Origin of the sequence: Leptotrichia rugosa, assembly GCF_041200005.1 — a bacterium.
In the GTDB taxonomy this organism is placed as follows: Bacteria; Fusobacteriota; Fusobacteriia; order Fusobacteriales; family Leptotrichiaceae; genus Leptotrichia; species Leptotrichia rugosa.
Window position 1 is genome coordinate 1,693,517 of sequence record NZ_CP165644.1, and the last position, 10,426, is coordinate 1,703,942.

Annotated in this window: 22 protein-coding genes; 2 read left to right on the forward strand and 20 right to left on the reverse strand. The window is 30.1% G+C overall.

What is annotated here, in order from left to right; translation table 11 throughout:
• The 18 genes from AB8B22_RS08475 to AB8B22_RS08560 form a co-directional block, all read right to left on the reverse strand.
• Positions 1-1,857, reverse strand: coding sequence for a phage terminase large subunit family protein (locus tag AB8B22_RS08475; protein WP_369710784.1), 1,857 nt, complete (start codon positions 1,855-1,857; stop codon positions 1-3).
• Positions 1,826-2,356 (reverse strand): MerR family transcriptional regulator, encoded by a 531-nt coding sequence (locus AB8B22_RS08480; RefSeq protein ID WP_369710785.1) that lies wholly within the window; start codon positions 2,354-2,356, stop codon positions 1,826-1,828. The genes AB8B22_RS08475 and AB8B22_RS08480 overlap by 32 nt, the downstream gene beginning before the upstream one ends.
• Before the next feature lie 198 nt (positions 2,357-2,554).
• On the reverse strand, positions 2,555-2,716 hold the full coding sequence (locus tag AB8B22_RS08485) for a hypothetical protein (RefSeq protein ID WP_369710786.1): 162 nt from the start codon (positions 2,714-2,716) through the stop codon (positions 2,555-2,557).
• 46 nt (positions 2,717-2,762) lie between these two features.
• A complete protein-coding gene (locus AB8B22_RS08490) occupies positions 2,763-2,984 on the reverse strand; it encodes a hypothetical protein (RefSeq protein WP_369710787.1) in 222 nt (73 codons plus the stop codon).
• Positions 2,985-3,257, reverse strand: coding sequence for a hypothetical protein (locus AB8B22_RS08495; RefSeq protein WP_369710788.1), 273 nt, complete (start codon positions 3,255-3,257; stop codon positions 2,985-2,987). It lies immediately after the preceding gene.
• A gap of 24 nt (positions 3,258-3,281) precedes the next feature.
• Positions 3,282-3,428 (reverse strand): hypothetical protein, encoded by a 147-nt coding sequence (locus AB8B22_RS08500; RefSeq protein WP_369710789.1) that lies wholly within the window; start codon positions 3,426-3,428, stop codon positions 3,282-3,284.
• A 117-nt stretch (positions 3,429-3,545) separates the two neighbouring features.
• On the reverse strand, positions 3,546-4,352 hold the full coding sequence (locus AB8B22_RS08505) for a putative HNHc nuclease (protein WP_369710790.1): 807 nt from the start codon (positions 4,350-4,352) through the stop codon (positions 3,546-3,548).
• Positions 4,337-4,495 (reverse strand): hypothetical protein, encoded by a 159-nt coding sequence (locus AB8B22_RS08510; RefSeq protein ID WP_369710791.1) that lies wholly within the window; start codon positions 4,493-4,495, stop codon positions 4,337-4,339. The genes AB8B22_RS08505 and AB8B22_RS08510 overlap by 16 nt, the downstream gene beginning before the upstream one ends.
• Before the next feature lie 62 nt (positions 4,496-4,557).
• Positions 4,558-4,887, reverse strand: a complete 330-nt coding sequence (locus AB8B22_RS08515; RefSeq protein ID WP_369710792.1) for a type II toxin-antitoxin system PemK/MazF family toxin — start codon at positions 4,885-4,887, stop codon at positions 4,558-4,560.
• Positions 4,881-5,135 (reverse strand): AbrB/MazE/SpoVT family DNA-binding domain-containing protein, encoded by a 255-nt coding sequence (locus tag AB8B22_RS08520; protein ID WP_369710793.1) that lies wholly within the window; start codon positions 5,133-5,135, stop codon positions 4,881-4,883. Before AB8B22_RS08520 ends, AB8B22_RS08515 begins: the two co-directional genes overlap by 7 nt.
• A gap of 107 nt (positions 5,136-5,242) precedes the next feature.
• The gene (locus AB8B22_RS08525) at positions 5,243-6,034 is read right to left on the reverse strand and encodes an ORF6N domain-containing protein (RefSeq protein ID WP_369710794.1); all 792 of its coding nucleotides are present in this window, start codon (positions 6,032-6,034) and stop codon (positions 5,243-5,245) included.
• A gap of 51 nt (positions 6,035-6,085) precedes the next feature.
• Complete coding sequence (locus AB8B22_RS08530) at positions 6,086-6,601, reverse strand: dUTP diphosphatase (protein ID WP_369710795.1); 516 nt, start codon at positions 6,599-6,601, stop codon at positions 6,086-6,088.
• The gene (locus AB8B22_RS08535) at positions 6,602-6,988 is read right to left on the reverse strand and encodes a hypothetical protein (protein ID WP_369710796.1); all 387 of its coding nucleotides are present in this window, start codon (positions 6,986-6,988) and stop codon (positions 6,602-6,604) included.
• A complete protein-coding gene (locus AB8B22_RS08540; RefSeq protein ID WP_369710797.1) occupies positions 6,981-7,232 on the reverse strand; it encodes a hypothetical protein in 252 nt (83 codons plus the stop codon). Before AB8B22_RS08540 ends, AB8B22_RS08535 begins: the two co-directional genes overlap by 8 nt.
• Positions 7,186-7,386 carry a hypothetical protein gene (locus tag AB8B22_RS08545; protein ID WP_369710798.1) on the reverse strand — a complete coding sequence of 67 codons (201 nt, stop codon included), beginning with the start codon at positions 7,384-7,386 and terminating at the stop codon, positions 7,186-7,188. Before AB8B22_RS08545 ends, AB8B22_RS08540 begins: the two co-directional genes overlap by 47 nt.
• Positions 7,387-7,392: 6 nt before the next feature.
• Positions 7,393-8,022: a hypothetical protein gene (locus tag AB8B22_RS08550; protein ID WP_369710799.1), complete on the reverse strand. Its 630-nt coding sequence runs from the start codon at positions 8,020-8,022 to the stop codon at positions 7,393-7,395.
• Positions 8,015-8,878, reverse strand: a complete 864-nt coding sequence (locus AB8B22_RS08555; protein ID WP_369710800.1) for a helix-turn-helix domain-containing protein — start codon at positions 8,876-8,878, stop codon at positions 8,015-8,017. The genes AB8B22_RS08550 and AB8B22_RS08555 overlap by 8 nt, the downstream gene beginning before the upstream one ends.
• 110 nt (positions 8,879-8,988) lie before the next feature.
• Positions 8,989-9,201, reverse strand: a complete 213-nt coding sequence (locus AB8B22_RS08560) for a hypothetical protein (RefSeq protein WP_369710801.1) — start codon at positions 9,199-9,201, stop codon at positions 8,989-8,991.
• Positions 9,202-9,289: 88 nt separating this feature from the next.
• Between AB8B22_RS08560 and AB8B22_RS08565 the strand changes: the two genes are divergently transcribed.
• Positions 9,290-9,523, forward strand: coding sequence for a hypothetical protein (locus AB8B22_RS08565; RefSeq protein WP_021744336.1), 234 nt, complete (start codon positions 9,290-9,292; stop codon positions 9,521-9,523).
• Between the two features lie 2 nt (positions 9,524-9,525).
• Here the strand turns inward: AB8B22_RS08565 and AB8B22_RS08570 are convergent, their stop codons facing one another.
• The gene (locus tag AB8B22_RS08570) at positions 9,526-9,819 is read right to left on the reverse strand and encodes a hypothetical protein (protein ID WP_369710802.1); all 294 of its coding nucleotides are present in this window, start codon (positions 9,817-9,819) and stop codon (positions 9,526-9,528) included.
• Positions 9,820-9,921: 102 nt separating this feature from the next.
• Between AB8B22_RS08570 and AB8B22_RS08575 the strand changes: the two genes are divergently transcribed.
• The gene (locus AB8B22_RS08575) at positions 9,922-10,158 is read left to right on the forward strand and encodes a hypothetical protein (protein ID WP_369710803.1); all 237 of its coding nucleotides are present in this window, start codon (positions 9,922-9,924) and stop codon (positions 10,156-10,158) included.
• Here the strand turns inward: AB8B22_RS08575 and AB8B22_RS08580 are convergent.
• Positions 10,145-10,378: a hypothetical protein gene (locus AB8B22_RS08580; RefSeq protein WP_369710804.1), complete on the reverse strand. Its 234-nt coding sequence runs from the start codon at positions 10,376-10,378 to the stop codon at positions 10,145-10,147. The two genes, AB8B22_RS08575 and AB8B22_RS08580, sit on opposite strands and share 14 nt — an antisense overlap.
• Between the last annotated feature and the right edge of the window lie 48 nt (positions 10,379-10,426).

Consider the following 10,426-nt stretch of genomic DNA (forward strand, 5'->3'; position numbering starts at 1 on the left):
TTATTTAATTCCTTTAGAATATATTTTTCTTTTTCTAATAACGGTTTTTGCTCTCATATTACCAGTTGAATATCTTTTTTCAAGATTTGGATTAGCTATTCTCAGCGCGGCAAGAGCATAATTTCGTAAATCCAAAGGTTCGTTTCTTCTCCCGCTAATTATCTTCCATTCAGTTTTTCTAATACCTCTTTTAACTACATTCACTCTTTTTTCACTTGTCAATCCTTTAAAGTAAGCTTCATCATAACCTTTTTCTGATTCTATAGGGTAATGAAAATAGTATTTTCCAGCAGTCTCAATCTGCAATCTTGAAAATATCGTATCTTTCCCACTATCTACTCCTATTGGAAACAAGGCAATATTTCCTTTGTTGTTTCTGCTAGGTTTTGACACAAGTTCACGAGTTCCCGCCATACCTTTTATAGCAAATACCCTTCTATGCTCTCTTATTTTTACAAAAGCGTATACTTCAGAAGTAAAATGTCCACCTGAATCTATACAAGTACATAATATTTTTATTTTTTCACCATTTTTATATGGATATTCTTTATCTAAAACTTCATCCAATTCATCCCAAACAAAACTCTCACCAGGATTTCCGTAAATAGTACCATATTTAATACCATAACATTCCTCATCTTTTGCCCAGCCTACTATTTCATATTCCAATCTATTATCTTGAACATCTACTCCACAAGTTAATGCATTTACATTTTCAGGTATTTCACAATGATAATATTCACGCCTATTAAGTATTTTCTGCCAATCTAAAGTATCTTCTTTTTCTTCAAAAGTTTCCGCCAGTACTGTATTCGTAAATACTTTCATCATTTCAATATTTCCTTTCGACCTTTGAAAATTTTCCTTTATATCTTTCCAGTCACTCCAAGAACTATAAAATTCATTAAGATGAAACGAACGAATTTTAAAATTAATATTCCCTTCTTCATCTTTCACATCAGGATTTTCTGCTAACCATTCACCATACACCCTGTTCTTCTTCCAGCTAATTTCATCAGAAATCTCGCCGCAATCCTCGCATTTCATACCGCAAGTTTCAAAATCAAAATTCTTCCAAACAAATTTTTGATAACTTCCACAACAAGGACATGGGACATAAAAACTTTCTTGAGTCCCAATTTGAAACATTGAATCTATCTTACTATCTCCTTTCACAGTAGGAGTTGACACTAGCACAATTTTTCTACTCCCTTTAAAAGTTTGAGTCCTTTTTATAGCCAATTCTACAACATCACCCTCAGTTCCAACTGATTTTTCAAATCTATCTACTTCATCAGCTAAAATTACTCTTATTGGTCTACTTGCTAATTCACTAGCACTCCCTGATCCAGTAAAGACAACATATCCTCCTGAAAATTCTTTGATTTTTTTTGTATCTCTTCCAGTTTCTTCGACAATTATTTTATTTCTCAATCTTGGAGTACTTCTTACCATATCCATAAATCTAGTCGAAGCAAATTCTTGAGCAAACTCTTTTGTAGGCATTAGATACATAATTGAACTGGGCAAATAATCAATAAAATAACCCAATGTATTCAATGAGATTTCAGTTTTTCCTACCTGTGCTCCCATTTTTAGTACTATCATTTCTGTTTTACTATCTGAAATTGCCTGCATTATCCCACGCTGATAAGGTGCTCTATCAGTACTCCATCTTCCTGGTTCTGCACTTGATTTAGAACTTAATATTCTATATTTGTCAGCCCATTGATCTATTGTAAGTTTAGGTGGAGGAGCCAATTCTTTTAAAATTTCTGAAAATAAATCTATCGTTTTCTGCTTTATATTTAATTCTTTGAATATATCATTGTCCTTCTTCATCATCGTTATTGACATACTCCCTATTTTTTAAGAATTTACTCCTATCATATTCAGATAACTCCAGTAAAACACTATTAATGTTATTCGTTATTATTTCCTGTATTTCTCCTAAATTATCAATCCCAATAACAAGCGGTGCTAATTTATACGGTATCGTCTGTAACTGACCTTTAAACCCTGAAATTATATTATTCATCACTCTTTTCACATCACTCGCTTCATGCAAATCAGCTTCAAGTATTTTGATTTTGATATTTTCTTTTCTATCTCTAGTTTTCAAATATTCTATTTCATTTTTTAATTTTTCTTCCTGAAGCTGTTGTGGTGTACTCTCAATCTCTTTTAAATAATTAATATAACTCCTAATACTTTCATACAACAAATACTTCCCTTTGTCGTTCTTTTTTATAATCCCTTCTTGAGATAACCGCTGTAAATGCCTTTCACTTAAACCTATGACTTTTGCTAACTCTTTTAACTTAGTTGTCTCATCAAAATCAATTACATTTACCAATAAACACCACCTCCTTAAGCCATGACAAAATCACAAAATTTAACAAAAAATTTACACAAGCTGGGCTCTCGCCAGACCCGTAACGCTCAAAATTCTCTCACAGTACCTTTTTAGTTTTTAGACAAAAAAGAGCCGACTTATAAATAGACTATTTCTAATCTACATATAAATCGGCTCACAAATTCTATGTTCTTACCTTTATTCAATTAATAACTTTTTCCTCTTTATTATCTTTCCGTTTTTTAAAACAGCAGTCACTTCGACCTCTCTAGCTTCTGATTTCAATTTCAAAAGTTCGATAATAAAGAAAAATAGTTTTTTATCATTTTCAATTTGTTTTATCTGCTCTTTAGTAAGCATTCTACCTCCTAATTATACCTTATTTTTTATGTATTTGCAACCTTTTTCACACCCTAATTACAAAAAACTTTATAATCCAAATCAATCCATAAATCACAAACAAATTTACAATCATAGCAATCAAAAATGCTATTATATTGCTTATATTAAATTTAAATGTTTTTGCTTTGTTTTTAAATATTATAACTAATCTATATATGTATCTTACTAGCACTAATACAGCCGTTACTGTAATTAGCCCATTTATCATTCTCATTATTATTCCCATTTATTCCTCCTCTGTTATCACGATTGCATTATCAATTGTAACTCTGCGATTATTCTCACTTATTAAGTTTAATGATATTCTTCCGCTCTCATCCGAATCTCTTACTCTTATCATTCCTTTATATTCTTTTAAGAGTTTCCCGTCTAGAGTATAAACCGTTACAGTTCTTTTTAATCCACTTGTATCGCTTTTCCAATCTTTTTGACTGTCTTCCCATCTTGCACAACTTCCTAATAATCCTAAAATTGCAATTCCTAATAATATTTTTTTCATTTCAATTCCCTTTCTTAAATTATTTTAAATCCATTTCGATACCCACATACCAAATGCAAAACTTAGAACTAATTTACTTAAATCCAAAAAATCTTTAGCTTGTGAGATGGATACAACTCCTATGAATAATAATATAAAACAAATTATCATTCTTATTATTTTCTTTAACATTTTTCCTCCTAACCTTTCTCTAATAAAAACGACTTTTCACGACTGTCATTTTTCCTTATAAATACTACATTTCGAGCTGTTATTACAGCCAAAACGACTTTCTGCGACTGAACTTTTTTATTCCTTAAACGCTTTAAAATGCCCTTTATATATTTTCTTCAATTCCTTAACTTCTTCCTCAGTCCTTATCTCAAAAGGCTCTATATTCAGCTCTTTCAGTTTTGCCATTAATTTGTTTCTGCCCCCACCAACTCCATGATCTACTCCTATATGCCACTCTGATGATAACGGTAAATAACTGTTTCCTATCCCTTTGTCATATTTGTAACCTCCTAATGCTCCAGCACTTTTTGAAATATGTGCCAGCTGTGCATTTGGCTTTCCTGTAATAACACATATTTTCTTTTTTAACATCCAGTACACCCAGTTCCTGTTTTCCTGTTGTCTATACAGTTCGTGTATTTCTTCCCACATTGCTATATCATTCTGCAAAAAATAGTCAAACAGGAAATTAGTAAATGCCACAGCTTCGACATTACTCATTAATTTAAGTGCCAAGCTAAAAGTATCATTCAACTTGATAAACAACATTTGAATCTCGTCAGTTACAAAATCCATTAAATCGTTCGTGATTATATTGATTTTACTTTCTTTCGTATAATTCTTGTCAATTATATCTCCGATTCTGTCTTTTAGCTTGCTCTCCATATTTCTGAAAGGCTCATATCCCTTTATATTCTTGCCACTGTGCCTGATATAAAGTTTTTTCAAGCCTTCCTTTGCTTTGTATAAAAAATAATCGGAAATGACAGGCTTTTGCTTGCTAGTCTGCCAATTTATGTCTACACCTTTCAGATGATAAGCGTAGCAGTCTATAAACCAGTAAATTAGTTTTTGGTTTTCCCTGCTCATTCTCTTAGACATTTTCTCTTAGCCTTCCTTTTCTTAATAAATTTAATATTCTTGAACCGATTGGCATTCAGTTTTATATATCTTGAATCATTTTCGCTTATCTCAATTCCGTTCAAAAGTTTGTCTTTTACTTTTTTGTATATATTCTCATCCATTTTCCCTCCATAAAAAAATCACAGCTAAATTAATAACTGTGATTCTATAGTTTTTATCCTTTTTAGCTAATCTCAATTTCAGAAAAAATAATATTAATCACATTCTCTAAAATATCTTCAGGAGCTGATTCAACAAATTTATACGGTCTCGCATTTATATCAAGAGCCTTTAAATGTTGACACATAATAAATCCTGTTGTAGTTGTACGTCCATCTAAACTTACGTGAAGCGGAAAATTGCTTTCTGTGTTTGTTATAGGGCATACAATCGTTAAATTCGTCTTTTCGTTGAAGAAGTTGTTGCTTACTACAATAGCAGGACGATAGCCAGCCTGTTCATGTCCTGCCTGTGGATTAAAATTTATTTTTATAATGTCTCCTTGTTTTACCATACTTCTTCTCCTTTTGGTTCTCCCCAATCTATTTCTTGATTTTTATATTCCCCTTTATAATTTGCAAAAAGTTCCTCTATGCTCTTTCTTTTTCTTTTATTTTCAACTTTTCTGATTCTTATGTTGCCTTCTTCTACAACAATTTCTAACTTATCGTTATTTTTCCATTCCAAAAGTTCCATAAGAGTCTTTGGCACTCTTATTCCCTGTCCATTTCCCCATTTGGAGATAGTTGTTGATAATGTCATAAAGATACCTCCTTTATTCGTATATATATAGTATATACATTAAATTATAAAAAGTCAATAAATTTTTTATCACAGTTACTATTCAGTTGCCATTGTCCTTCCTTCTCTTAATTCAATCCAATTTTGATATTATGAATAATCTCGTCCATATCAGTCTCATACAATTTCAAAGCTATATTATACAAATTATCTAAATGTCCAAATTTTACAGCGTAATCCAACACACTTTTACATTTGTCACCGTTTTTAATTTGCTTTAAGTCATACCCTTTCCGCCTAGCTTTCAAATCTATACTGTATGTTTCTCTAAAAACTGTATACAGTTCATTCCATCTACTGCTAAAATTGCTTCCTTTATGTTTTACAACTCTATTTAATATCTTTTGTTTTTGATAAACATCTATATTATCTGTTACGCCTGTTATAACTTCTGTCTTGTATTCTAGCTCCGAAGACATTTTTTCTTTTTCCGCTTCAAGCTTTTCTATTTTTTCAGCTTGTTGATATGCTAAGAAAAGAGCTTCTTTAAAAGATTTTGGCGTATTATTCATTTTTCTAAAATAATTCTTAACCAACTCTCTTTGAATTCTCCAACTTAAGTCGTCCTCAAAAGTTTTTACTAACATTAAATAGCCGCTTTCGGTAAATATCGGTATCTCTTTAACATTATTTGGTATGTAATCCTGAATCAGAATTTTTGATTCAGAAATTTTATCCCTTGCAATTAAAAAATAATCTTCTCCTAAAATTAATTTTCTTTTTACATAGTTGAAATTTTGTGTAACTTCTCGAACTTCTCTCTCATGTAATTTTGCAATATCCCAAGCTGTTAAAATTCTTTGTTCTTTAAATTCGTTTGCTGTAATTTCTTTGCTTTCAATTTTTATCAATTCATTCATTAATATTCCTCCTAATTTTTTCTTATGCACTTTAACTTGTGTATACATAAGTTAATAACTTTCTTTCGTTCTCTCGTTCATATTTTTAAGCCACTTTTCGTGATGTATTTGCAAAAACTCTTCTTGAGAAACATCTAAATTTTCTAATATTTTCCCGACTAACTCAAACCATATACTTAAAAATTCAAGATTTAAAATATTACTTAATTGAATTAAATTTTCTTCTATTTTATCACTTAGAACAACTGCCCCTCCTAAAAATTCGCTCCAAACTGTTTCACTCAAGAAATCTTGTCCTTTCTTATTATTTTTAAGACTTAATGCAAAATGCATGCAATCACTTAATTCTTCTAATGTTTTTCTTTTGTCCATCTCTTTAAAATTATTTTTCCAGTAACACCATTTTGGCTTTAATTCGTGAATAAATTCGCCAACCTCATCTATATAAGCCACTCTAATTTTGTTAGGATCAATTTCTTCCGTCCCCATTTTATCTTTAAATTTCTCATCCAGCATTGCCTGTCTTCTTAGCAATTCTTTTACATCAAATGTTTTTAACGCTTCCATCTATTTCAGCTCCTCCACTTCTATCTCAATCCTCGGATTTTTCTTATCGCAACTGTCAACTATTAGTTGACTATTGACTAAATATTTAACACTGTCATCTACAATTATTCCTAGTTCCTTTAATGCATCGTTCAGAAATTTCCCAATTACTGAAGCTACATTTTCAAGGTCGCTAGCTGAATTTTTGTAAAAATAACGGTATCGGACCTGATATTTCCCTTTTATTTTTTCCTTGTTTTTTAAAAGTTTTAATCTAATCAGGTCATGATATTCATGTTTTATTTTGTTCTTAACATGCTCATTCTCATTTCTGTACCAGTTTAGGCTCATTAGAGTTATTTTATTTTTTCTAGTCTGCCAGTAAACTGGCAATTCCAGCTTAATCACTATAAATCACCTCATGTACCTTCAGAATTTTTAAAGGTTCTTCAATTTTCCAAGGGCAGTCGATGTCAGCGACCAATGTTGTCCCTTTGACAAATCTATAATAACCGTTCTGGACATCATTCCAGAATCTGCTATCCTTAATTTCTGTATTTCCGTATAAATCTTCGTTGTGATAGATTTTCCAACCTTTTTTATTTTCAAAATCTATCACTATTACTTTCGCTTTTACATTTTCTTTTAGCATTTATTCCTCCATGTCTCATTTTTTTTAATTCATTTTTCAAATGCTCAACAAAAAAATCAATTTCAAAATCTGTTATATTTACAACTTTTTCTTCGACTTTTTTCGCCGTTTCAAAACTGATTTGCTTCATCAATTTCAATCGTTCTTTTGTCATTTCTATTTATCCTCCTATCAGCATTTTTTCTCTAAGTTCACTAAAATCAACTGCTCTAACTTCATTTTGCGGCTTATATTCTAGCTTAATAAAATTAAGATTTTCAGTATTTTTTACACCGACACTTGCATAAGTAACGAGCTTTGGTTGTGTTTGCCCAATAATTTTGTATGTACCTGTGTAATAATTTTTTGTTTTGTATGGATTTTCTAAAAAATCCTTGTAAATTCCATCAAACTGAAAATTTAAAAAATTATCAAATTCAACTTTGTCCATTGTGCAAATTCTACGCCAACCAAGGAAATCAATTACAGCGTGAAGACCTTTGTCCTCAAAAGCCACCATTCCTGAACTGCCGACTTTTCTAACCCCTTCAATCAACATTTTTTTAGCTAAAATCACTTGATGTTCGATGTTAGCAGTCTTTTTTGCAACTTCTAAAATTTCAGCTGGTTGTGGTATAAATCCGCTTTTTCTCGTTTTTAAGATTTTAACAACTGCTTCTGCAAATTCTTTTTTAGTCAGCTCATTTGCAATTGTCAAAAAATAAATAGTTGCGACACTTTCCTTGTCTTTTGTATTTGGATAAGCTGCTAAAAGCAGTTTAAATACTTCGTTAAATTCTTGATTATTCATTTCCCGTCAATCCTCCTAATAAATTTGCAATGCTTTCGTTAGTTACTCCAACAAAGTCTTTTTCTTGATAATTTTTAGATTTTTTTTCTTTTTCAGAATTATTAATACTTGCTTTATCGTCATAATTTCCTTCGAGCACTTTTAAGAAATTCGATTTGTTAGTAAACCAGTCGAATGATATTTGCCACCCTGTTTTATTGTTTCCTTGCAAGAAATTAGATGTACGGATTTTTCCCATAGCCCGTAACATTTCTTCCAGCGAATACTCTTTTAGCAAATTGTTAATAGCTCTCTTTCGCTTGTCAGTTATTTTTAATTGTTTACCTGATAAATCAAATTCATAAGCAATTTTTATCCATTGGTTTTTTATTTTTTCACACGATTGTGAAAATTCATTTTTCACATGTATATTATTATTATTTAATAATAAACTTGTATTATTAATACTTGTATTATTATCCTCAATCTTTTCGTTGATAGGGGTATCAATTTTTTCGTTGATACCCTCTAAATTTTTTGATTGACAGGTGTCAATCTTTTTATTGATAGAGGTATCAGTCTTTTCGTTTGTAGGGGTAGTAATGTATAATCTTCTTTCCTGTATGTTTTTTGTTCCTTTTTCATAAATAATTACTGATTTTAAATAACCTCTTTTTACAAGATTGTTTATCCAGTTTCCTACCGTATTTTTATGAACATCATATAGTTCAGCAAAATACGAATTTTTGGCGTAACAATATCCTTCTTTGCTTGTAAGTGATGAAATTTCAGTAAATAATATTTTTTCCATTGGTTTTAATTCTTTATCATATCTTACATTCGCTGGTAATATTCCATAATAATTAGGTTTTTCCATCTTTTTCCTCTCCCTACATCTTGTGTTCTTATCAAATTTATGTTATAATTAACACAAGATATAGTATTTTAAAAATTTTTGTTAGCGCTCTTCGGAGTGCTTTTTTTGTTTTATTCTTTTAATCTTTTAAACTCGTTTTTTATCATTTTTTCTATTATATAAAACTCATCTTCAGTTACTCTTTCATCTTCAATTATCTTCAAAACTTTTAGACTTATATCATATATTCTTTTTATATTTTTTCTTGGTTCAGTATATAATCGCTGTATTCTCGGATTCGACGGCTTAGAAGTTGATGGCTTAGGATTTGTACCTCTTTGCATTTCTAACCTCCTTATTTCATTTTTACCCCCTTTTGAGTTATAATATTATCGCCAAATAAATTAAATCCACAAGAAAGGAGGTGTTATTATGGTTAAAGCTATCGTTTATGCGATTTCAAAAGTTAATGATTTTAAAGTTCTGTTACTTCCTAACGGAGAATTTGCTCCTATGGAAACTACTGAAAAATTACATTTAGAAGATGAAATCTTTATCCAAGATTTTGGTCTTGGCGGTGTAACTTTTGAGTATAATAACGAAATTTGTACAGGATTTATTGAAGATTTTTGTTCTTTGGAAATCGCATTGTCTTTCTTGAATTAGTTTTAATATGTGTCCTTGCGATTCAATGCATCTAACAAAAGGACACATCTTCTATTTCTATTTCTAAAATCTTTCAATTCCGTACATTTGTATAAATTTTTATAAATTTCTTGTTTTATTTCCTTTTCTTTTTCGAAATCTCTATATTTACTTTTTCTCATTGCAGTAAAAATGTGTATAATATCAGTAATATTATTTTCATCTTCCAGTGATTCTATTCCCGACTTTTCAACAAAATTATCTTTCAAAAAAACTAACATTTCTTCATAACATTTTTCTATTAATCTTTTTTCCATACACTCTTACACCTCCTCTCATTTCTTATTTTATAATCCTTCACTTTGTGCTATAATTTATTCACCAAAACAAATTATCAAGAAGAAGGAAGGTTTATAGTTATGTATAAAGTTTATGCTTGTCTGCTTGGACAATGGACTGAACTTACTGAAGATTATCAAATTGGATATAATAATCAGTTTTTTTCTCCATATAATTGGGCTAAAGATGGATATATCAAAAATACTCATGATTTTATAGAAAACAGTTTTTATGATATGCCAATAGTCCAAATTATTCATAAAGATAAAAAATATTTTTTAAGTCCAGTACACATTCAAATTACTATAGAAGAATAGTTCCTTTAGAATTTCTATAATAATCTTTTATTTTTTTTAGAAACTCATCTTCTGTAACTTCAACATCAAAGGTGAGTTTCTCTTTTTTTTCCTTAAAATATTTTTCAATAGATCTTACCACTTCTTTAAATTCTAATTCTGTAAGCCCTTTTAACGCTTCTATTCCAGCTATTACTTTATCAGTTTCTATTTCTCCCTGTGTAGGTAAATAAATTTTCATCTCACACCTCCTTCCTTTTCTCATTTTATAATCCTCCACTTTGTGTTA